The sequence below is a fragment of the Lysinimonas soli genome (genome assembly GCF_042655435.1).
In the GTDB taxonomy this organism is placed as follows: domain Bacteria; phylum Actinomycetota; class Actinomycetes; order Actinomycetales; family Microbacteriaceae; genus Lysinimonas; species Lysinimonas soli.
The window spans coordinates 574021-594533 of sequence record NZ_JBHSMG010000001.1; the positions used below are offsets into that span (position 1 = coordinate 574021).

At 71.6% G+C, this 20513-nt stretch carries 20 protein-coding genes and 1 tRNA gene; 10 read left to right on the top strand and 11 right to left on the bottom strand.

The genetic code is table 11. From position 1 onward, the window contains the following. Positions 1–114: 114 nt before the first annotated feature. Both metX and ACFPJ4_RS02745 read right to left on the bottom strand, forming a co-directional pair. Positions 115–1320, bottom strand: coding sequence for a homoserine O-acetyltransferase MetX (gene metX / locus ACFPJ4_RS02740; protein ID WP_386738753.1), 1206 nt, complete (start codon positions 1318–1320; stop codon positions 115–117). A gap of 107 nt (positions 1321–1427) precedes the next feature. Next, on the bottom strand, positions 1428–2744 hold the full coding sequence (locus tag ACFPJ4_RS02745) for a bifunctional o-acetylhomoserine/o-acetylserine sulfhydrylase (protein WP_386738754.1): 1317 nt from the start codon (positions 2742–2744) through the stop codon (positions 1428–1430). Positions 2745–2910: 166 nt separating this feature from the next. Here ACFPJ4_RS02745 and ACFPJ4_RS02750 point away from each other — a divergent pair, with 166 nt between their 5' ends. From ACFPJ4_RS02750 to ACFPJ4_RS02760, 3 genes are read left to right on the top strand one after another with little or no spacing between them, the layout of a single operon-like run. Continuing rightward, entirely contained in the window at positions 2911–3480 is a 570-nt protein-coding gene (locus ACFPJ4_RS02750; protein WP_386738755.1) for a PadR family transcriptional regulator, read from the top strand. Next, the gene (locus tag ACFPJ4_RS02755) at positions 3477–5054 is read left to right on the top strand and encodes an MFS transporter (RefSeq protein ID WP_386738756.1); all 1578 of its coding nucleotides are present in this window, start codon (positions 3477–3479) and stop codon (positions 5052–5054) included. The genes ACFPJ4_RS02750 and ACFPJ4_RS02755 overlap by 4 nt, the downstream gene beginning before the upstream one ends. Before the next feature lie 9 nt (positions 5055–5063). Continuing rightward, positions 5064–5837, top strand: coding sequence for an SDR family NAD(P)-dependent oxidoreductase (locus tag ACFPJ4_RS02760; RefSeq protein ID WP_386738757.1), 774 nt, complete (start codon positions 5064–5066; stop codon positions 5835–5837). Positions 5838–5854: 17 nt separating this feature from the next. On the opposite strand, the gene ACFPJ4_RS02765 is transcribed toward ACFPJ4_RS02760, so the two are convergent. Beyond that, entirely contained in the window at positions 5855–7351 is a 1497-nt protein-coding gene (locus ACFPJ4_RS02765; RefSeq protein WP_386738758.1) for an MFS transporter, read from the bottom strand. An 82-nt stretch (positions 7352–7433) separates the two neighbouring features. Between ACFPJ4_RS02765 and ACFPJ4_RS02770 the strand changes: the two genes are divergently transcribed. Genes ACFPJ4_RS02770 through ACFPJ4_RS02785 form a run of 4 tightly spaced genes read left to right on the top strand, consistent with a single transcriptional unit; the run spans position 7434 to position 9738 of the window. Further along, positions 7434–7940, top strand: coding sequence for a phosphoribosyltransferase (locus ACFPJ4_RS02770; RefSeq protein ID WP_386738759.1), 507 nt, complete (start codon positions 7434–7436; stop codon positions 7938–7940). A 13-nt stretch (positions 7941–7953) separates the two neighbouring features. Then, positions 7954–8694, top strand: a complete 741-nt coding sequence (locus ACFPJ4_RS02775) for a uracil-DNA glycosylase (protein WP_386738760.1) — start codon at positions 7954–7956, stop codon at positions 8692–8694. A gap of 32 nt (positions 8695–8726) precedes the next feature. Beyond that, entirely contained in the window at positions 8727–9323 is a 597-nt protein-coding gene (locus ACFPJ4_RS02780; protein WP_386738761.1) for a GNAT family N-acetyltransferase, read from the top strand. Next, a complete protein-coding gene (locus ACFPJ4_RS02785) occupies positions 9316–9738 on the top strand; it encodes a VOC family protein (protein ID WP_386738762.1) in 423 nt (140 codons plus the stop codon). The genes ACFPJ4_RS02780 and ACFPJ4_RS02785 overlap by 8 nt, the downstream gene beginning before the upstream one ends. Positions 9739–9741: 3 nt before the next feature. Here ACFPJ4_RS02785 and ACFPJ4_RS02790 read toward each other — a convergent pair whose 3' ends face one another. Next, the gene (locus tag ACFPJ4_RS02790; protein WP_386738763.1) at positions 9742–10554 is read right to left on the bottom strand and encodes an SDR family NAD(P)-dependent oxidoreductase; all 813 of its coding nucleotides are present in this window, start codon (positions 10552–10554) and stop codon (positions 9742–9744) included. A 47-nt stretch (positions 10555–10601) separates the two neighbouring features. Here ACFPJ4_RS02790 and ACFPJ4_RS02795 point away from each other — a divergent pair, with 47 nt between their 5' ends. Next, positions 10602–12032, top strand: a complete 1431-nt coding sequence (locus ACFPJ4_RS02795) for an amidase (protein WP_386738764.1) — start codon at positions 10602–10604, stop codon at positions 12030–12032. 44 nt (positions 12033–12076) lie between these two features. On the opposite strand, the gene ACFPJ4_RS02800 is transcribed toward ACFPJ4_RS02795, so the two are convergent. The 6 genes from ACFPJ4_RS02800 to ACFPJ4_RS02825 all read right to left on the bottom strand — a co-directional run bounded on the left by ACFPJ4_RS02800 (position 12077) and on the right by ACFPJ4_RS02825 (position 17314). Continuing rightward, positions 12077–13513 carry a dihydrolipoyl dehydrogenase family protein gene (locus tag ACFPJ4_RS02800; RefSeq protein ID WP_386738765.1) on the bottom strand — a complete coding sequence of 479 codons (1437 nt, stop codon included), beginning with the start codon at positions 13511–13513 and terminating at the stop codon, positions 12077–12079. 57 nt (positions 13514–13570) lie between these two features. After that, positions 13571–14371, bottom strand: coding sequence for an arginase family protein (locus ACFPJ4_RS02805; protein ID WP_386738766.1), 801 nt, complete (start codon positions 14369–14371; stop codon positions 13571–13573). A gap of 47 nt (positions 14372–14418) precedes the next feature. Next, positions 14419–15066 (bottom strand): NADPH-dependent F420 reductase, encoded by a 648-nt coding sequence (locus ACFPJ4_RS02810; RefSeq protein WP_386738767.1) that lies wholly within the window; start codon positions 15064–15066, stop codon positions 14419–14421. A gap of 63 nt (positions 15067–15129) precedes the next feature. Continuing rightward, positions 15130–15867 (bottom strand): PspA/IM30 family protein, encoded by a 738-nt coding sequence (locus tag ACFPJ4_RS02815; protein WP_386738768.1) that lies wholly within the window; start codon positions 15865–15867, stop codon positions 15130–15132. A gap of 75 nt (positions 15868–15942) precedes the next feature. Then, positions 15943–16725 (bottom strand): hypothetical protein, encoded by a 783-nt coding sequence (locus tag ACFPJ4_RS02820; protein ID WP_386738769.1) that lies wholly within the window; start codon positions 16723–16725, stop codon positions 15943–15945. Continuing rightward, positions 16715–17314, bottom strand: a complete 600-nt coding sequence (locus tag ACFPJ4_RS02825; protein ID WP_386738770.1) for a sigma-70 family RNA polymerase sigma factor — start codon at positions 17312–17314, stop codon at positions 16715–16717. The genes ACFPJ4_RS02820 and ACFPJ4_RS02825 overlap by 11 nt, the downstream gene beginning before the upstream one ends. A gap of 104 nt (positions 17315–17418) precedes the next feature. Here ACFPJ4_RS02825 and ACFPJ4_RS02830 point away from each other — a divergent pair, with 104 nt between their 5' ends. Then, positions 17419–19539 (top strand): MMPL family transporter, encoded by a 2121-nt coding sequence (locus ACFPJ4_RS02830; RefSeq protein WP_386738771.1) that lies wholly within the window; start codon positions 17419–17421, stop codon positions 19537–19539. A 3-nt stretch (positions 19540–19542) separates the two neighbouring features. On the opposite strand, the gene ACFPJ4_RS02835 is transcribed toward ACFPJ4_RS02830, so the two are convergent. Beyond that, positions 19543–19615 (bottom strand) — tRNA-Arg (locus ACFPJ4_RS02835). Between the two features lie 63 nt (positions 19616–19678). On the opposite strand from ACFPJ4_RS02835, the gene ACFPJ4_RS02840 reads away from it, so the two are divergent. Beyond that, positions 19679–20479 (top strand): transglutaminase-like domain-containing protein, encoded by an 801-nt coding sequence (locus ACFPJ4_RS02840; protein WP_386738772.1) that lies wholly within the window; start codon positions 19679–19681, stop codon positions 20477–20479. Positions 20480–20513 lie beyond the last annotated feature (34 nt).

Here is a 20513-nt window from a genome sequence, read left to right on the forward strand (position 1 = left end):
CTCATCCGGGGCAATGCTGTCACAGGGCGGCACTCGAAGTGGGGGTGCCACGCTGCGCGGGACCGGGGCACATTTCCCCCGGGACAGATCCTGCCGCGACCGCGGTGCCGTCGTTCATTCCGCCAGCAGACGCCGCAGTTCGGCTCCGACGAGCGCATCCTCGATGAGGAAGGCGTCGTGACCGTACGGCGAGGAGAGCACGATCGGCACCTCTCCGTCGATGTTGCCGCTCAGGTGCGCGGCGATGATCTGCTGCCCCGGCACCGGGAACAGGCGGTCGGAGTCGATTCCGAGCACGAGCGCGCGCGCCGTGGCCCGCGACAGCGCGGCCGCGACCCCGCCGCGGTCCCGGCCGATGTCGTGCGAGTTCATCGCGTCGACCAGGACGAGGTAGCTGTTCGCGTCGAATCGCCGCGTGAACTTGTTGCCGTGGAACCCCAGGTAGCTCTCCACGGCGAAGACGCCGCCGCCGCCCAGAGGGCTCAACCCGGACTGCCAGCTGCGCTCGAAGCGGTCGTTGAGCTCGGTGGGGGAGCGATAGTTGAGCAGCGCCATCCGGCGCGCGAGGGCGAGCCCGCGGTGTGGGCCGTGCCCGTCGGCCGCGTCGTAATACTCGCCTCCGGCGAAGGCCGGGTCGCTGCGGATCGCCTCGCTCTGCACGGAATTCAGGGCGATCTGGTCGGCGCTCGAGATCGGCGGCGCCGCGAGAATGGCGACGCGCTCGACTCGATCCGGATGCCCGACCGCCCACTCGAGCGCCTGCATCCCGCCCATCGAGCCGCCGATGACGGCAGCCCAGCGGGTGACGCCGATCGCCTCCGAGAACAGCCGCTGCGCTTCGACCTGGTCGCGGATCGTGAGGTAGGGGAAGCGCGGCCCCCACTCGGCGCCATCGGGCGCGAGCGAGGCGGGCCCGGTCGATCCCTGGCAGCCGCCGATCATGTTCGGCGCGACCACGAACCACTCTGCGGGGTCGAGCACCTTGCCGTCGCCGACCAGTCCCGACCACCAGCCGGCCGTGGGATGTCCGGGTCCCGCGGGTCCGGTCAGATGGCTGTCCCCGGTCAGCGCGTGCAGCACCAGCACGGCGTTGCTGGCGTCGGCGTTGAGCTCGCCCCAGGTCTCGTAGGCGATCGTGACCGACGGCAGCGGGCCGCCGCGCTCGAGGCCGACGTCGCCGATCGCGACGAATCGCCGATTGCCGGGGTCGTCGCCCGGGCGCCATGCTCCCGATGCCGGTGGCTCCGCCGACAGGGCCCGACGATTGGACTCCGTGACGAATGCCGACGGCACCGCGTCCTCCGGTGTCTGCCAGTCCATGTCAGAGGCCATTCTGGTGCACGTGCGAGCCGTGTGACGCGCGAGCGGTCGCGAAGACGCAAGAACGGTGCCGGCGCCATCTCTGGCACCGGCACCGTTGGGTCAGGTCACGCGGTCTGGGATGCCGCAGAGACCTTGCGCGCCGCCGCGAAGCCGGCTTCGAGGTCGGCCTTGAGGTCGATGATGTTCTCGAGCCCGACCGAGAGTCGCACCAGGCCGGGGGTGACGCCGGTGGTCAGCTGCTGCTCGGGGGTGAGCTGGCTGTGGGTCGTCGAGGCCGGGTGGATGATCAAGCTGCGCACGTCGCCGATGTTGGCCAGGTGGCTGAACAGGGTGACGTTCTCGACGAGGGCCTTGCCGGCATCCACACCGCCCTTGAGCTCGAAGCTCACGACCGCGCCGACGCCCTTCGGGGCGTACTTGTTGGCGGCCGCGTACCAGGGGCTGGACGGCAGTCCGGAGTAGTTGACCGAGGCCACGTCGGGGTGGCTCTCGAGCCACTCGGCAATGGCCTGCGTGTTCTCGACGTGACGCTCGATGCGCAGGCTGAGTGTCTCGATGCCCTGGATGAGCGAGAACGAGCTGTCGGGCGACAGGGCAGCTCCCGTGTCGCGCAGCAGCTGCACGCGGGCCTTGATGACGTAGGCGATCGCGTCGCCGAGCACCGTGGTGTAGCTGGCGCCGTGGTACGACGGGTCGGGCTCGGTGAGGCCGGGGAACTTGTCGACGTTCTTCGACCAGGCGAACTTGCCGCCGTCGACGATCACACCGGCGATGACCGTGCCGTGGCCGCCGAGGAACTTCGTGGCGGAGTGCACGACGATGTCGGCGCCGAACTCGAAGGGACGGATCAGGTAGGGCGTCGCGATCGTGTTGTCGACGATGAGCGGCAGATCGTTGTCGTGCGCGACCTTGGAGACGCCCTCGATGTCGAGGATGTTGATCTTCGGGTTGCCGATGGTCTCGGCGAAGAACAGCTTGGTGTTCGGGCGCACCGCGGCCTGCCACTCGGCGAGGTCGTCCTGGTTCTCGACGAAGGTGACCTCGATGCCGAGCTTGGCCAGCGTGTACTTGAACAGGTTGTACGTGCCGCCGTAGATCGAGCTCGACGAGATGATGTGGTCGCCGGCCCCCGCGATGTTCAGCACTGCGTAGGTGATGGCCGAGGAGCCCGAGGCGACCGCGAGGGCCGCGGTGCCGCCCTCGAGCGCCGCGACGCGCTGTTCGAGCACGTCGGTCGTCGGGTTCATCAGGCGGGTGTAGATGTTGCCGAACTCGGCGAGGGCGAACAGGCTCGCGGCGTGCGCCGTGCTGTCGAAGACGTACGAGGTGGTCTTGTAGATGGGCGTCGCGCGCGCGTGGGTGACGGGGTCGGGAGCGGCGCCGGCGTGGATCTGCAGCGTCTCGAACTGGTAGTCGGACATGGGAACTCCTTCATGGGTGGGGCGAAATCCGGGGGCGGCGTAGGGTTCCGCCGCTCGCGTCGACCCTAGGCGGGCCTGCTGAGGGTGGCAACAGTCCCCGCAACGCGGCGTAACAGGGCACGGCAGACGCGTTGACGCGCGCGACTAGTCGTGCAAGAGTAGTTGCGTGTCCTCCATCCGGCTCTACATCCTCGGCGCGCTCGCCGACGAGGGCGACATGCACGGTCACCAGCTGCGCCAGCTCGCCGAGAAGGAGCACATCGACGAGTGGACCGACATCTCGGTGGGCGCCCTGTACGGCGCGATCAAGCGGTTGCACGCCGAGGGTCTCATCGACGAGCTACGGGTCGAACGGGAGGGCGCGTATCCGGAGCGTCAGGTCTGGACGATCACGACGGCCGGCCGGATCGCCCTCGCGAAGCTGCGGGAGGACGGCCTGACCCGCATCGTCATCCGGGCCGACCCGTTCGACCTCGCCGTGAGCCGCCTCGACCTCGACCGACTCGACGAGGTGCCCGCCATGCTGCAGAACCGGCTGGCCCAGTTGAGGGTCCTGCTCGCCCAGGACGAAGTCAAGCTCGACCTGATCTCGCGCTACCTCACCCCGCTCGAGCTGATGGTCATGTCGCACAAGACCGACCGGCTGCGGGCCGACATCGCCTGGCACGAGAAGCTGCTCTCGCGCCTTCCCGAACTCCTCGACGAGGAACGCACCCGAAAGGCCGCATCATCATGACCTCCGCCACCTCATCCGCGACCGCGCCGCTCGTGACGCGCAGGACCTGGATGGCCTTCGCCGTGCTCATCCTGGGCATCGCCATGGCCCTGCTCGACACGACGATCGTCAACGTCGCCCTGCCCACGATCCGCACCAGCCTGCACGCCGACGAGGCGACCCTGTCGTGGATCATCTCCGGCTACGCCCTGGCCTACGGCCTCGCCCTGATCCCGGCCGGCCGGATCGGCGACCGGATCGGCCACAAGTGGGTCTTCATCGTCGGCCTGGCCGGGTTCACGCTGGCCAGCCTCGCGGCCGGCATCTCGAACGACACCGCGACCCTGATCGTGGCGCGCGTCGTGCAGGGCCTGTTCGGCGGCATCTTCTTCCCCCCGGTCACCGCCCTGATCCAGCTGATGTTCCCGCCGCGGGCCCGCGGCAAGGCGTTCGCCGTGTTCGGCGCGTCGATCGGCTTCTCGACGGCGCTCGGCCCGCTCGTGGGCGGCCTGCTCATCCAGTGGCTCGGCGAGACCGACGGCTGGCGTTCGATCTTCTTCGTCAACCTGCCCTTCGGCGTGATCGCCGTCGTCGCCGCGTTCCTGCTGCTGCCCTCCGAGGTCGCCGGTCGCGGGCGCAGCGGCGTCGACCTCGTCGGATTCGTGCTGCTGTCGGGCGCGCTCGTCGCGATCCTGGTGCCGCTCATCCAGGGCCAGCAGGACGGCTGGCCGTTGTGGACGTACCTGTCCATCGCCGGCGGCATCGTGCTGCTCGTCGTGTTCGCGTTCTGGGAGCTGGGGGTGGCGCGTCGGGGCAAGGAGCCGCTCGTGCCGCCGAGGCTGTTCGCGCATCCCTCGTTCACCGGCGGCGTCATCCTCGCCCTGGTCTACTTCGCGGCGTTCACGAGCATCTTCTTCTCGATCTCGATCTTCTGGCAGACCGGATTGGGGCACACGGCGCTCGAGTCGGGTCTGGTGTCGATCCCGTTCGCGATCGGCAGCATCGTCGGCGCGTCGCAGAGCAACCGCCTCGCCGAGCGGCTGGGGCGCACCGTGCTCGTCATCGGAACGGCGCTGGTCGCGCTCGGGCTCATCGGGGTGTGGCTCATGCTCCAGCTGATGGCGCCGCAGGACCTCACGAACTGGGAACTGCTCGGTCCGCTCGCGGTCGCCGGATTCGGATCCGGCCTGTTCATCGCGCCGAACTCGCAGTTCATCGTGGCGACGGTCGACCGCGCCGAGGCGGGGGCGGCATCCGGCGTCATCGGCACGATGCAGCGGGTCGGCTCGGCGATCGGGATCGCCGTGATCGGCTCGGTGCTGTTCGGCAGTCTTCCGTCGAGCTTCGCGCCCACCGCAGCGCAGTCCGCGGCGGCGGCCGAGGCCCACGGCGCCGAGGGGTCGGCGGCGGTCAAGGCGGCCATCCAGAGGATCGTCGATCACAACCTGGCGGTGGGTTTCGGCCACGGGGCGACCCTCGCCCTGGCCGTGAGCGCCGTGTTCGCGATCGTCGCGTTCGGCCTGGTGTTCGTGCTGCCGAGACGGATCTCGCGAGGATACGAGATCCCGGCGGATGCGGGGCAGCCGCGCGGTTAGCCTGGAGGCATGGTGAAACGCGTTGTCGTCACGGGGGCCAGCTCGGGTATCGGCGAGGCGACGGCACGGCGGTTCGCCGCGCGCGGTTGGGAGGTCGTGGGCGTCGCCCGTCGCGCCGACCGGCTCGCCGCGCTCGCCGACGGGACCGGCATCCGCACGATCGCGGCCGACCTCACCCGGCAGTCCGACGTGGAGCGGGTGCGCGACGAGCTCGCCGCGCTCGGACCGCTGCACGGGCTCGTCAACAACGCGGGCGGCGCCTTCGGCCTCGCCAGCGTCGAGGCGTCCGACATCGAGGACTGGCGCGCGATGTTCGAGATCAACGTGCTCGGCACCAAGCGGATGATCTCGGCGCTGCTGCCCCTGCTGCGAGACGGGGCGCGGGATGAGGGCGTCGCCGACATCATGACCGTCACCTCGATCGCCGGCCACGTCGCCTACGAGGGCGGCGGAGGTTACAACGCCGCCAAGTTCGCCGAGCATGCGATGGTCGCGGTGCTCCGGCTCGAACTCGCGGGCGAACCGATCCGCGTGCTCGAGATCGCGCCCGGGATGGTCAAGACCGACGAGTTCGCGTTGACCCGCTTCAAGGGCGATCGGGCGCGCGCCGACGCGGTGTACGAGAACGTCGTCGCCCCGCTCGTGGCCGACGACGTCGCCGAGGCGATCGTGCACACCATGGAGCTGCCGGCGCACGTCAACCTCGACCTGATCACGATCAAGCCGGTCGCCCAGGCGGCCCCGCACAAGGTGATCCGCGGCGAGCTGACGCCGCGGGACTGATGCGCGGCTGATTCCGGCTAGTCGACGGGCCTACCGTCGAGCCCCTCCGCCGGGAGCGACTGCACCTCGACATCCGAGAAGGCGAGCTTCGGAACGAGGAACAGCAGGACCGCCGCCACGAGCGCGCCGACGCCGCAGATCGTCCAGACCGCGATGTAGGCCGCGAGGCCCGCACCGCTCGTGCTCGCGGTCGAGGTCAGGCCCACGTGCAGGATCACGCCGAACACGGCCGACGCGAACGCGCCGCCCACTGTCTTGGTCGTGTTGGTGAGCCCCGTGGCGATTCCGGACTGGCCGACGGGGGCCGCCGCCGCGGCCGCGGACGGGAGCGCGGCGACCAGGGCGCCCGACCCGATCCCGGCGATGACCATGTTCGCGACGACCTGCCAGACCTGCTCGTGCAGCGGGATGAAGAGCAGGTAGCCGCCGGCGACGAAGAAGGCGGCGACGATGAGAGCGACCCGCGGTGTGGTGCGGCGGGCCAGCACCGGGAACAGCAGCGCCCCGACGATCAACGAGACCAGGTAGGCCCCGATCAGGTACGAGATCACGTCCGGATCGAGCTTCAGACCGTATCCCAGCTTCGCGGGGTCGGCCGCGGCGAAGGTCGACAGCGGGATCTGGGCTCCGAGCACGCTGATGCCGAACAGCCCCGCGGTCAGCTGAACCGGCCACATGCGCGACTGGCCAAGCACGCGCAGATCGATCGCCGGATCCGGATGCCGTCGCTCGAGTCGCGCGAACGGCACGAAGATCAGCAGCCCGATCGCGATCGGTACCCAGACCGTCCAGCTGGCGGGCCCGTTGAGCCGCAGGAAGGTGAGACCGCCTGTGATGAACAGCAGGGCGAGGGTGAGCAGCACGAAACCGCGGCCGTCGAGCCGGCGACCGGGGAGCGGGGTCGACTCGGGCACGCCGAAGAGGATCGCGAAGAACACCAGCGTGACGCAGATCGCGGGAACCGCGAGGGTGATCGGGAAGTTCTCGCCGGTGGCCTTGAACACCCGGCTGCCGGCCAGCGCGCCGATGATGGCGCCGGCCTCGAGCGCCACGACCAGGAATCCGGCCGCGCGGCGGGTCATCGAGGCCCCGGTCCCCGAGCGGCGCCCGCGATCGAAGATCAGGGCGACCTCGAGGGGCAGCCAGACCACGTAGAAGCCCTGGAGTGCGAACGCGACCAGGTAGCCCGCGAAGCCGCCGGACGCCGCCATGCCCCAGCTGGCCAGGGCCGTGACGGCCGTCGAGACCAGCAGGATGCGCTTGTGGCCGAACATGTCGCCGAGCTTGGCCAGCACGGGCACGACGAGGGCCGAGAGCAGCAGCTGGGCGGCCTCCGTCCAGTTGTAGTCCGCGGTATCGACGCCGAGGTGGGCGGCGATCTTGCTCGCGAGCGGCACGTAGTAGCCCTGCAGGATGCCGCTCGTCAGCTCGACGAGGAACAGGAATCCGACGAGCGAGAAGGTGACGGTCCGCAGGGAGCCGCCGCCGCTCGTGGCCGCGCGATCTGAGCTCATCCTCGGATGCTAGTGATACCGGGGCGTGCGCGGCGGTTCGACTGGCGGCGGCCGGCTGCCGTCGGTCGGCTAGCGTTGACGCGTGAGCGACGAGCGCGAAGTCCTGAGTTACGAGCTGTTCGGGCTGGCGGCCCGCGAGTTGGCCACGGCCATCGCCGACGACGGGTTCCGCCCGGATGCGATCGTCGGAATCGCGCGCGGCGGCCTGACCCTCGCGGGGGCGCTCGGCTACGCGCTCGACGTCAAGATGCTCGGCAGCCTCAACGTGGAGTTCTACACGGGTGTCGGCGCGACTCTGGACGCCCCGGTCGTGCTGCCGCCCACCCTCGACCAGGAGTCGCTGCGCGGCAAGAGCATCCTGCTCGTCGACGACGTCGCCGACTCGGGACGCACCCTCAAGCTCGTCGTCGAGCTGCTGCGCGCGGGCGGCGGCGAGGTGCGCACGGTGTGCCTGTACAGCAAGCCGAGCACGGTCGAGGAGCCGTACTACGTCTGGAAGAAGACCGATCTCTGGATCATGTTCCCGTGGAGCTCGGAGGGTCCGGTCGCGTATCCGGACGGCGTGACCGCGGGGGCCGTCGGGCACTGAACGGCCGGCGCGGATGACACAACGCAAGCCCCTGTCGGAACTCGTCGATCCGGGCTGGGCCGAGGCGCTGCAGCCGGTCGCCGCGCGGATCGAGGCGATGGGGGACTTCCTGCGCGCCGAGGTCGCTGCCGGGCGGCCGTACCTGCCGCCCGGTCCCCGGGTGCTCCGCGCCTTCGAAGCCCCGATGTCGAGCGTCAAGGTGCTCATCGTCGGACAGGATCCCTACCCGACGCCGGGGCACGCGGTCGGCCTGGCGTTCTCGGTCGAACCCACGGTGCGCCCCGTGCCGCGCAGCCTGCAGAACATCTACCAGGAGCTGCATTCCGACCTCGGGATCGCCGTCCCGTCGAACGGCGACCTCACGCCGTGGTCGCGGCAGGGGGTCATGCTGCTGAACCGGGTGCTGACGGTGCGCGCCGGGGCCGCGGGCTCGCACCGCGGCAAGGGCTGGGAGGCGGTGACCGAGCACGCGATCCGGGCCCTGGTCGCGCGCGGTGGCCCGCTCGTGGCGATCCTGTGGGGCCGGGACGCGGGCACCCTCCGCCCGCTGCTGGGGGCGACCCCGATCATCGCCTCCGCGCACCCGAGCCCGCTCTCGGCGAGCAGCGGCTTCTTCGGCTCCCGCCCGTTCAGCCGGGCCAACGAGCTGCTCGTCGCGGCCGGGGCCTCGCCGGTCGACTGGAGGCTCGGGGATGCCCCCGCCGCAGCTCCGATCGCGCCGGGACCGGATGCCGCGTCGCCGGTCCGCTCGTAGAATCGGCGCATGGCCGAGAAGCGGGGGGACTGATGCTCGAAGAGGAATACAACCCGCCCCGCAAGCTGCCCGCGCACCTGCGTCCCCCGGCGCCCGAGGAGCCGCCGTTCGCCTTCGAGCTGCGTCCGGCGACGGAGCGCGACATCCCCGACATGCTCGCCATCTACAACCACTACGTGCTCAACAGCACCGTGACGTTCGACGAGGATCCCCTCACCCTCAAGGAGATGCGCGGCAAGTTCCGTGACGTGGCCCGGCTGAAGTACCCGTGGCTCGTCGCGGTCTCTCCGAGCGGCCAGGTGCTCGGCTACAGCTACGTGACCCCGTGGAAGCAGAAGGCCGCCTACCGCTACACGGTCGAGAACTCGATCTACCTCGGCGCGGCCGCGACGGGAAAGGGCATCGGCAAAGCCCTGATGACCCGGATGCTCGACGACGCCAAGGCCGCGGGGGTCAAGGAGGTCATCGCGGTCATCGCCGACAAGGGGGCCGAGGCCTCGATCGCGATGCACACGGCCTTCGGCTTCAAAGAGATCGGGCACATGGGCAAGGTGGGGTTCAAGTTCGGCCGCTGGCTCGGCACCGTGCTGATGCAGAAGAGCCTCAAGGGCGGGCCGAAGCGTGGCTGAGACGCCGGTGCTGCAGTTGCGCCTCGTGGTCGAGACGGGCGACCACGAGGCCGCGCTCGCGTTCTACCGCGACGCGCTCGGCCTGACCGAGCTCGAGGCCTACGAGGGCGACGACGGAGCACGCGTGTCGATCCTCAGCATTCCGACGGCGACCCTCGAGCTCTCGAACGTCGCCCAGGTGCGCATGATCGACGAGGTCGAGGTCGGCCGGGCGGTCGCGCATCCGTTCCCGCTCACGATCCGGGTGGCCTTCGAGGTCGCGGATGCCGCGGCGACGACCGATCGCCTTGTCGCGGCCGGCGCCGAGCCCGTCGCCCCGCCGACGCCCACGCCCTGGCGCTCGGTGAACGCGCGGCTCGAGGGCCCCGACGGGCTGCAGCTGACCGTCTTCCAGGAGCTCGGCCCCGCCGGCTGAGGCTCAGAGCACCGCGAGGAGGGTCGCGGTGAGCCGCGCCGCGAAGAACAGCAGCACGCGGCGCGGGATGAAGCGCGTGCTGAACGCGGCCGCGCGGTTGGCCAGGCCCGGCATGACCTCGGGGGGAGTGCGCCGCCGATCGAGCGCCCGCAGCCCGGCGTCGGCGATCCGCGCCGGATCCCAGTAGGGGGTCGGCGCCGGGATGCGTCGGCCCCGGTCGAAGAACTCCGACGCGACCGCGCCGGGGGCCACGGCGAACACCGTCACCCCGTGCGGTCGTGCCTCGAACCAGAGCGCCTCGGTGAAGAGCTTCACGAACGACTTGGATGCTGCATAGACCGCCATGCCCGGCACCGGCTGGTAGGCGGCGGTGCTGGCGATGTTGAGGATCGCCCCCGAGCCGCGCGCGATCATCGGGGCGACGAAGGTGCGCGAGAGCTCGACGACGGCGGCGACATCCACCGCGACCTCCTCGGCCAGGCGGGCGGGGTCGGTGTCGGCGACCCGACCCTGCACGCCGAATCCGGCGTTGTTCACCAGCAGGTCGGGCACGCGACCGTCGAGTCGCGAGTCGAGCACGGCGAGCAGGGCGGCTCCGGCGCCGGGCCGCGACAGGTCGAGCGGCGCGACCGTGCAACGGATGCCGTGCGGCTGCTCGAGCTCGCGCGCGAGCGCGAGCAGTCGATCCTCGCGCCGGGCGACGAGCACGAGGTCGGATCCCCGGGCGGCGAGGGCGCGTGCGAAGGCGGCGCCGATCCCCGAGCTGGCTCCCGTCACGATCGACAGGGCGGGCTGGTAGCGGGGGCGGCGGGCCATGGGGGGATGCTATCCACTCCGGCGGCGGGCGCGCCTAGGCTCGCATGGTGTTCGAACTCCACGATCTGACGGCTCTCGAGCAGCTCGACCGGTTGCGACGCGGCGAGATCTCGCCCCGCGAGCTGGTCGACCACTACCTGGAGCGCATCGAGCGCCTCGACGGCGGGCTCGGGGCCTTCGTGACCGTCACGGCCGAGTCGGCGCGCGCCCGGGCCGACGCGCTCGCGGCGCCCGACTCGGGCGTCTCGCCGGCGCTCGCGCTGTGGGGGCTGCCCTCGGCCGACAAGGATCTCGTCGACCGCGCCGGGGTGCCGACCGGCTACGGCTCACGGGCGTTCGCCGACTTCGTGCCCGAGATGTCCGACGAGCTGGTCGACGCGCTCGATGCCGCGGGGGCGATCAGCCTGGGCAAGACGGCGACCCCGGAGTTCGGCATGCCGAGCTACACCGAGCCGCTGGCCGGGCGCCCCGCGCGGAATCCCTACGACACCGGGCTCGGAGCCGGGGGCTCGAGCGGGGGAGCGGCGGTCGCCGTGGCATCCGGCCTGCTGCCGGTGGCCCCCGGATCGGATGGCGGCGGCTCGGTGCGCATTCCGGCCGCCGCGACCGGACTGGTGGGGCTCAAGCCGTCCCGCGGCCGGATCCCCGCGAGTCCGGGGTTCACCAATCTCGCGGGTCTCGCGGTCGCCGGGCCGCTCGCCCGGACGGTCGCGGATGCCGCCCTGCTGCTCGACGCGATGATCGGCGACGCCCGCCTCGACTACGCGACCGCGGCGCCGAGCTGGGACGGCGGCGCGTACCTCAACGCGGCCGTGCGGGGCGAGGGACGCTTCCAGCTCGGGATGACGACCAGCTCGCCGTGGGAGACCGCCTACGAGATCCGGGTATCGCCCGAGGCGCTCGCCGCGCTGGTGATCGCCCGCGATCAGCTCGCCGCGATCGGGCACGGCCTGGAGGAGTTCGCCCTCGAGCCGGAGGAGGGCTACGCCTCGGCCTTCACCACGATCTGGCAGGGCGGTGCCGCCGCCATCCCGATCGAGGGTGCGCAGCTCGAGCAGGTGGAGCCCCTGACGAGCTGGCTCGTGCAGACCGGGCGGCGGCTCGGCGCCCGCGAACTCGGCAGCGCGCTGAGCTGGCTGACCCGCTACGAGCGACGGGTCATCCGCCAGCTGGGTCGCTACGACGCGGTGCTCACCCCGGCCCTTGCGATGACGCCACGGCCGCTCGGCTGGTACGACGCCGAGGATGCCATGCACAACTTCGCCCAGCAGGTGCAGTACACCCCGTTCACCAGCTTCGTGAACGTCGCGGGGCTGCCGGCCATCGCGCTCCCCGTGCACGTCACCGAGACGGGCCTGCCGATGGGCGTGCAGCTCATCGGGCGACCGGGACGGGAGGACGTGCTGCTCGCCCTCGGCGCCCAGCTCGAGCGCCGGCTGGGCTGGGACCGGCGGCATCCGCCCCAGTGGAGGGCGTGACCGGGGCGTCAAGGCCGGAGCGGCGCCGCCTCAGCGCTGCCGCGTCAGGCGGTGCCGCGTCCGTCGGTCTCGAGCAGGCGCAGCCACACCTCGTTGAGGGTCGGATAGGCGGGCACCGCGTGCCACAGCCGCTTGAGCGGCACCTCGCCGACGATCGCGATCGTGGCGGCCTGCAGCATCTCGCTGACGTTCCGGCCGACGAAGGTCACGCCGATCAGCACCTCGCGCGAGGCGTCGATCACGGCGCGAGCGTGCCCCTCGTAGTGATCGGCGAGCGCGCTCGCCCCCGCGACCCAGCCGAGCTCGTAGTCGACGACCCTGATGTCGTAGCCGGCCCGGCGGGCTGCCGCCTCCGTCAGGCCGACGGACGCCACCTCGGGGTCGGTGAAGGTCACCTGGGGAACCGCCTCGGCATCCGCGGTGGCGACGTGCCGGCCCCAGGGTGCGTCGTCGACGGGCCGTCCGAGCGCCCTGGCCGCGATCACGTCGCCGGCGGCCCTGGCCTGGTACTTGCCCTGGTGGGTCAGCAGCGCGCGGTGATTGACGTCCCCGGTCGCGTACAGCCAGTCGAAGCCCTCGACCCGCAGGGTGTCGTCGACCGTGAGCCAGTCGCCGGGGGTCAGTCCGATGGCCTCGAGACCGAGGTCGCCGGTGCGCGGGGTGCGGCCGATCGCGACGAGCAGCTCGTCGGCCGTGACGGTCGAGCCGCCCGTCGAGTCGTCCTTCAGCTCGACGACCACCCCGTGCTCGCCCCGCTGCACGGCCGCCGCCTCGGCGCCGATCCGCACGTCGACGCCGAGCCGCCGCAGCGATGCGGTCACGGCCTCCCCGGCGACCGGCTCGAGGTTGCTCAGCAGGGGACCGCGCGAGAGCAGGGTCACGGCGCATCCCAGGGAGGCGTATGCCGTGGCCATCTCGCAGCCGACCACCCCGCCGCCCAGGATCGCGAGACTCGCGGGAATCGACTTCACGCTCGTCGCGTCCCGGCTGGTCCACGGTGCCGCCTCGCGCAGGCCGGGCACATCGGGCAGCAGGGCCGCGCTGCCCGTGCTGACCGTGACCGCGTGGGTCGCGCGCAGCTCGGTGACCGTTCCGTCGGCCGCCGTCACGGCGAGCGCCTTCGGGCCCGTGAAGCGGGCATGCCCGCGGATCAGCTCGATTCCGGCTCCGTCGACCCATGCCACCTGGGAGGCGTCATCCCAGTCGTGCACGATGGCGTCCCGCCGCCGCAGCACTCCGAGGGGGTCGATGGGGCCCGTGATCGCCTGCGCGGCCCCGTCGACGTCGGCTGCGTCCCGCACCGCGGCCCCCGCTCGCAGCAGGGCCTTGGACGGCATGCAGGCCCAGTAGGAGCATTCGCCCCCGACCAGCTCGGCTTCGACCAGGGCGACGGTGAGTCCGCCCTGCACGGCCCGGTCGGCGACGTTCTCGCCCACCGCTCCGGCCCCGATGACGATGAGATCGAATTCGCGTGCGCTCATCCCGCCATTCAACCGCGTGGATGCCGTTCGCGGGAGCCGAGCTCGCGCTCCGCGCGGCTAGGAGGCGAGCGCTCCGATGATCCTCAGGATGGTCGGGGCGTCATCGACGGTCTCGGCGGGCGACGCCGGCGCGTAGGCGGCGATCGTCGCCCCGGCCAGCACGAAGGGCCCGCGCAACGCCTTGACGGCGGCGACGAGGCTCGACGCGGCCAGCCCGAAGGGCTCGGGGTCGAGCAGACCCGCGATCTCGCCCGGGTCGAGCACGTCGAGATCGATGTGCAGATACACCGACTGCGCCCCCGTCTCGGCGACGGCCGCGACCAGCGCCGTGGCATCCGCCAGCTCGTCGACCGAGAACGAGCGGATGCCGGCCTCGACGGCGAAGGCCTCCTCGCCCGGGTCCCAGGAGCGCGCGCCGACCAGGAGCACCCGGCCGGCGGGCACGATGCCGTCGTCGACGATCGACCGGAGCACCATTCCGGCGTAGGCGCCGGAGGGCGAGCTCTCGACGTCGTTGAGGTCGGGGTGCGCGTCGAACCAGATCACCGCGAGGTCGCCGTGCTTCTCGGCGGCGTGCATCACCGCGGCCGCGGACACGCCGCAGTCGCCGCCGACCACGATCGGGGTGTCGGTGACCTCGTCGAGCACGTCGCGCATCCGCTCACGCACCAGCTGCAAGGAGCTGAATCGCGCGACGCCGGTGCTCTGCTCGTCGCCGGCCTCAAGCGGAACGGCGACCTCGCGGGTCGCCGCAGATGGGAGGTCGCCGCGGATCGCCGCAGCCCCGTCGGCCTGCCGCATCGCTCGGGACGAGGGGGAGCCCTGCCACTGGGGGACGACGACGAAGGTGGCGGTCACGGTGTCACTCTAGGGCGAGGGCCGGCCGGCCGGCCAGGGGAGCCGGGTCAGCTCGCGATCGGACGCTCGGCGTTCGCGGTCGCGGCGGCCAGTTCGGCCTGCGTGAGCACCGCGCCGTAGCCCGGCGTTCCCGCCTCGATGCGCCAGCTCTCCGAGAGCGGGCCGAGATCGACGACGTCGAAGCCGATCCCGTCGATGAAGTCGGCCACGAGGGCGCGGGCCTCCTCGTCGTCTCCCGCGATCGCGAGGGCCCGACGGCCCGGCGTGCCGCTCGGGGTCGCGTCGGAGGTGATCTCGGCGGCGCGGATGTGGTTGAACGCCTTCACGACCTGGGAGCCCGGCAGGTGGCGCTGCAGCAGGCCCGAGACGGTGATGCGGCCCGCATCCAGCTCGGCGACCTGGCCGTCGCGCTGCGGGTAGTAGTTGTTCGTGTCGAGCACGATCTTGCCGTCGAGGGGCGCGACGGGTACGTCGTCGATCGCCTTCACGGGGACCGACACCACCACGAAGTCGCCGGCCGCTGCGGCCTCGACCGGGCTCGCCGCGCGCGCGTGCGGACCCAGCTCGGCGATCAGCTCGCTCAGCGTCTCGGCGCCGCGCGAGTTGCTCATCACGACCTCGTGACCGGTGGCGATGGCTGCGCGAGCCACCTGGGAGCCGATGTTGCCCGAACCGATGAATCCGATTGTCGTCATTGCTCCATGCAATCAGAGTCGCCGCGGGTGTGCTGGCGCCGTACCGAAGCCGGCGGCGCGCGCCTAGCCGGTGACCGCCTTCGGCGAGCTGCCGGCCTTGAGGGCGGCGAGCCGGGTGTCGACCTCGGCCTGCGTCTCCAGGTCGTCGAGGCTCTCGAACTGCGAGTCGAGACTCGAGGCGTCGAGCTCCTGCTGACCGGCGACCTTGGCCTCCTCGCGACGAACCTTGTCTTCGAATCGACCGAGCTCGCTCGTCGGGTCGAGCACGTTGATGCTCTTGAGGGCGTCGTGCACCTGCACCTGGGCCTCGGCCGTCTTCGCGCGAGCGACGAGCTGGTCGCGCTTGGCGATCAGCTGGTCGAGCTTGTCGTGCATCTGCTGAACGCCGGTCTTGAGCTTCTCGACGACGGCGTTCTGCGACGCGATGGTCGGCTCGGCGGCGGTGGCCTCGTTCTCGGACGCGATCTGCTTGCCGAGGGCGATCTTGGCGAGGTTGTCGAACTTGTCGGCGTCGGCGGCGTTGCCGGCGGCGCGCAGCTCGTCGGCCTTGGCGCTCGCGGCCCGGGCCTTGAGACCCCAGTCCTGGGCGGCGGCGACATCGGCGGCGTGGTCCTGCTCCATGAGGCGCAGGTTGCCGATCGTGGTGGCGACGGCGCTCTCGGCTTCGGCGATGCTGCTCGTGTAGTCACGCACGAGCTGGTCGAGCATGAGCTGCGGGTCCTCCGCCTGATCGATCAGGGCGTTGATGTTCGCCCGCACGAGGGTCGAGATGCGTCCGAGGATGGATTGCTTGTCGGCCATGGTGGTGCCTTCCTGTCGATGAGACGAGTCTTCCCGTTCTCGGCCGCCGCGTCGAGTCCGGGGATCGCGGGGGGATCAGTGCAGTGTCGCCGTGGCTTCCTGTCCCGTGACCAGCACGGAGCCCGAGCCGTCCGACGGCGTGAAGTCGATCGCGGCCGAGACCCGGTAGTCGCCCGGGCCGGCCGGCGGCAGCCCCGTGCGGAAGCCGGGATCCTCGTCGTCGATCGTGCTGCAGACCCGGGGCTCGAAGCTCGCCGAGTAGCGCATCGACGCACCGGGCTCGAGATCGACCGTCACGGCGATCATCGGCACCGGCCCATTGCTGTGCCAGAGCACGACGTCGTCGCGCACGAGGGTGATCGCCGGACTGGCCAGGGTCGACCCGACCAGGTGCTGCGTTCCGGTGTTGGTGAGGGTGACGGTGACCGGGATGTCGCGGCTCGTCGCACTCGCCTCCACGGCGTGCACGGTGAGACTCAGCCCGTTCGGCGCGGGCGCGACCTCGGCCGGCGCCGCCCCGCACAGGTTGACTTTGTCGGCGGGGGCGCGGTCGATCGTCACCCCGCCGCCCGCGGCGATCTCGGGCGCCGTCGCGCCCGGCGTGCCGCCCCCCCGGGCGCCCTCCGAGACCGAGGATCCGGCGGACCCCGCGCTCAGCACCGGGTGCTGCCCGGCGGCGAGTCCGATCGTGACGGGGACGACGATCCCGGCAACGGCGAGCACCGACCCCGCGGCGACCGCGGCCAGCCGCGGGCGACGACGGGCGCGCGAGCGCCGCAGCACCGCGTCGAGGTCGATGGCGCGGCCCGGGTGGTCGTCCTCGCGGAATCGCTCGCGCAGCTCGGCGTCAGTGGGCATCGAGGTCTCCTTCGACGAGGTCGGAGCGGCGAGCCGGGCGCGCAGCCGGGCGGGCAGCCGGGCCGGCGGGGCCGAGCCGCTCGGCCGCCGTCCCGTCGTCGGCCAGGGCGATGGCCATCCTGGCCAGCCCGTCGCTCAGGTAGCGCTTGACGGCTCCCGGGCTGATGCCCAGGGTCGCCGCGATGTCGTCGACCTTGAGATCGTCGTAGTACCGCAGCACGAGGCAGGCCCGCTCCCGCGGCGTGAGCTTGCGCAGCTCATCGTGCAGGTCGAGCCGGGCGTCCGTGGCGAGCGCGTCGGAGGGGCGCTCGTCGGGCACGTACTCGAGCGGGGCGACCCGCCGCCAGCGGGTGCGGCGGCGCGCGCCATCCAGGTGCGTCGTGAGGATCGCCCGGCGCACGTAAGCCTCGGCGCTGTCGATGCCGAAGCCGTTGCGCACGCGGCCGAAGGTCTTGACCAGCGCCTCCTGCACGAGGTCGGCGGCGTCGTCGCGATCGCCGCAGAGCAGCGTCGCGTACCGGATCATGGCGTCGCCGCGGCGCGCGACGAGATCCGTCAGCACCCGCTCCCATGGTCCTTCGCGCGTCACTTCGCACCCTCCTGTCACCTACTGAGACGACGAACTCGTCGAAAAGGTTGGGGTGACTCTCGTCGGAGTATCGCTCGCCGCTGCTGGCGCGCCACACTGTCATCATGACGAGGACGCCACCGCGGTGGGTACGGATCGTGGCACCGGTGATCCTGCTCGGGGTCTGGTTGGGCGTCTCGGCGCTCGGCGGACCGACCTTCGGCACCATCAGCACGGTCGTGAACAACGATCAGGCCAGCTACCTGCCCGCCAGCGCGGAGTCGACCGTCGTGCAGGCCGAGCTGAAGAGGTTCTTCCCGTCCGACACCGTGCCGGCGATCGTCGTCTACGCCCGGACGAGCGGCCTGACCGGGGACGACCGGACCGCCGTCGCGGAGCGGGTCGACGCCATCTCGGCGATCGCCGGTGTCGGCACCGTGGTCGGACCCATCCCCTCAACCGACGGGCAGGCGCTCGAGGTCGTCGTCCCGGTGGAGTCGAACGCCGTCGCGAAGACCGTGATCGCGGCGGTGCGCTCGGCGGCGGTCGACGGGATCCCGTCGGGCCTGACCTCGTACGTCACGGGCCCGGCCGCGCTCGGCGTCGACTTCGGCGCCGCGTTCGGGGGAATCGACGGGATCCTGCTGCTCGTAGCGCTGCTGGCCGTCTTCGTCATCCTGCTCGTGGTGTACCGCTCGCTGCTGCTGCCGATCCTGGTGCTGCTGACCTCGACCTTCGCGCTGACCGGCAGCATCCTGATCGTCTACCTGCTGGCGAAGGCCGGCTGGATCACCGTCACGGGGCAGAGCCAGGGCATCCTGTCGATCCTGGCCCTCGGTGCGGCGACCGACTACTCGCTGCTGCTCGTGGCCCGCTTCCGGGAGGCGCTGATCAGCCATCGGACCGCGTGGCCGGCCATGCGGGTCGCCTTGCGGGCGGCGGTCGAGCCGATCGCGGCCTCGGCGGCCACCGTGATCCTCGGGGTGCTGTGTCTGCTGCTCTCGGGGCTCAACTCCAACCGCGGACTCGGACCGGTCGCGGCCATCGCGATCCTCTTCGCCCTGCTCGCCGCGCTGACCGCCCTGCCCGCGCTGCTGCTGCTCTGCGGGCGGGCGGCGTTCTGGCCGTTCCGGCCGAAGTACGTCGAGCCCGTCGAGGGCGTGCCGGCCGTGCAGAAGACCGGTCGGCTGTGGGGCGCCGTCGGGGGCCTCGTGTCGCGGCGCCCGCGGGCGGTGTGGATCACCTCGGTCGTGCTGCTCGGCGCGGCGTCGCTCGGCCTGCTGCAGTTGCAGGCCAACGGGGTGCCGCAGACCGATCTGCTGCTCACGCAGGCCGACTCGGTCGACGGCCAGAAGCTGCTGGCGGAGCATTTCGAGGCGGGATCGGGCAGCCCCGTCTACATCGTGACGCGCGAGGCCGAGGCGGATCGCGTGGTCGCCCTCGCCGCCGCGACCGACGGCATCGCGGATGCGGCGGTCTACACGGGCGCGTCCGGCGCCCCGGGCGGTCCGGCGGCTCCCGCGAAGGTCGTCGACGGCAGGGTGCTCGTCGAGGCCACCCTCTCGGTGCAGGCGGATTCCGCCGCCGCCGAGAAGGCCGTGACCGGGTTGCGCGACGCGCTGCCGGCGATCGATCCGCAGGCGAAGGTCGGCGGGGTGACGGCGCTCGCGCTCGACACCGACATCACCGCGACCGCCGACCTGCGCGTCATCATCCCGGCGGTGCTGCTCGTGGTGCTGCTGGTGCTCATGCTGCTGCTGCGATCGATCCTGGCGCCCGTGCTGCTGATCGGGACCGTCGTGCTGTCGTACGCGGCGACCCTCGGCGTCTCGGCGCTGGTGTTCAACCACCTGTTCCGCTTTCCGGGGGCGGATCCCTCGGTGCCGCTGTTCGGTTTCGTCTTCCTGGTCGCGCTCGGGGTGGACTACAACATCTTCCTGATGACCCGGGTGCGCGAGGAGTCCCTGCACATCGGCACCCGCCCGGGCATCGTGCGCGGCGTGCAGGCCACCGGCGGCGTGATCACGGCGGCGGGGATCGTGCTGGCGGCGACCTTCTCGGCGCTGCAGGTGATCCCGATCCTGTTCCTCGTGCAGATCTCGTTCATCGTCGCGTTCGGCGTACTGCTCGACACGATCCTGGTGCGCTCGCTGCTGGTGCCCGCACTCTCGTACGACATCGGACGCCGCATCTGGTGGCCCTCGAAGCTCGGCCGAGCCGAGACGACGCCGCGATCGCCGAAATGAAAGTGCCCCCGACACGATTCGAACGTGCGACTTCTTCCTCCGGAGGGAAGCGCTCTATCCACTGAGCTACGGGGGCGCGATGCGTCATCAGATTAGCAGCATGGCTCGCGCGCTCCCCGACCCGTGACATGCTCGGCGAGTGACCCTGCGCCGCGACCTCCGCTCGAGCATGACCCTCGAGGTCAGCGACCCGACGGCGTTCGTGCTGGCGATCTCGTCGGCCCGTGGCGTGCCGCTCGCCTGGGAGGCGCTGACGATCAGCGTCGACGGGGATCCGGTCGCGGTGCGCGAGCTGGACGAGGAGCCGCTCACGCGGCTGCAGCTGTTCGAGACGACGCCGGGCACCGTGCGGATCGACTACGCCGCCGAGGTGACCGGTCGCGCGCCCGCGGCCGCGGTGCATCCGATCGACGAGATCGTCTACCTGCGGCCCAGCCGCTACGTGCAGTCCGACACCCTGCAGCCGTTCGCGCGCGACACCTTCCCCGGTCTCGGCGGGGCGCGGCTCGTCCGCGAGGTATCGAGCTGGGTCGCGGACCGTCTCGCCTATGTGCCGGCGGCGACCTCGCCCACGGGCGGCGCCGTCGAGACGCTCGAATCGGGGGAGGGGGTGTGCCGGGACTACGCCCACCTCACCGCCGCCCTGCTGCGCGCGCTCGATGTGCCGGCCCGCCTGGTCTCGGTGTACGCGCCGGGCCTGGATCCGATGGACTTCCACGCCGTCGTCGAGGCCCTCGTCGAGGGGCGGTGGGTCGTCGTCGACTCGACCCGGCTGGCTCCGCGCGCCGCGATGGTGCGGCTGGCGACGGGTCGGGATGCAACCGACACCGCGTTCCTGACCAACACGCTCTCCGACATCCGGCTGCTGACCCTGCAGGTGCAGGCCGAGGCGAGCGAGGCGTTCAGCGACGATCCCGACGAGCTCGTGGAGCTCGGCTAGCCCGACGCCGCCGGGCCGACCGCCCGGGCCGCGC

Bases quoted from the DNA above. Each gene is read 5' to 3' on its own strand.
- ACFPJ4_RS02765 (WP_386738758.1), bottom strand. From the start codon at position 7,351: ATGAGCTCAGATCGCGCGGCCACGAGCGGCGGCGGCTCCCTGCGGACC.
- ACFPJ4_RS02830 (WP_386738771.1), top strand. From the start codon at position 17,419: ATGACGAGGACGCCACCGCGGTGGGTACGGATCGTGGCACCGGTGATC.
- metX (WP_386738753.1), bottom strand. From the start codon at position 1,320: ATGGACTGGCAGACACCGGAGGACGCGGTGCCGTCGGCATTCGTCACG.
- ACFPJ4_RS02780 (WP_386738761.1), top strand. From the start codon at position 8,727: ATGCTCGAAGAGGAATACAACCCGCCCCGCAAGCTGCCCGCGCACCTG.
- ACFPJ4_RS02815 (WP_386738768.1), bottom strand. From the start codon at position 15,867: ATGGCCGACAAGCAATCCATCCTCGGACGCATCTCGACCCTCGTGCGG.
- ACFPJ4_RS02745 (WP_386738754.1), bottom strand. From the start codon at position 2,744: ATGTCCGACTACCAGTTCGAGACGCTGCAGATCCACGCCGGCGCCGCT.
- ACFPJ4_RS02810 (WP_386738767.1), bottom strand. From the start codon at position 15,066: ATGACGACAATCGGATTCATCGGTTCGGGCAACATCGGCTCCCAGGTG.
- ACFPJ4_RS02775 (WP_386738760.1), top strand. From the start codon at position 7,954: ATGACACAACGCAAGCCCCTGTCGGAACTCGTCGATCCGGGCTGGGCC.
- ACFPJ4_RS02820 (WP_386738769.1), bottom strand. From the start codon at position 16,725: ATGCCCACTGACGCCGAGCTGCGCGAGCGATTCCGCGAGGACGACCAC.
- ACFPJ4_RS02755 (WP_386738756.1), top strand. From the start codon at position 3,477: ATGACCTCCGCCACCTCATCCGCGACCGCGCCGCTCGTGACGCGCAGG.
- ACFPJ4_RS02790 (WP_386738763.1), bottom strand. From the start codon at position 10,554: ATGGCCCGCCGCCCCCGCTACCAGCCCGCCCTGTCGATCGTGACGGGA.
- ACFPJ4_RS02800 (WP_386738765.1), bottom strand. From the start codon at position 13,513: ATGAGCGCACGCGAATTCGATCTCATCGTCATCGGGGCCGGAGCGGTG.
- ACFPJ4_RS02760 (WP_386738757.1), top strand. From the start codon at position 5,064: ATGGTGAAACGCGTTGTCGTCACGGGGGCCAGCTCGGGTATCGGCGAG.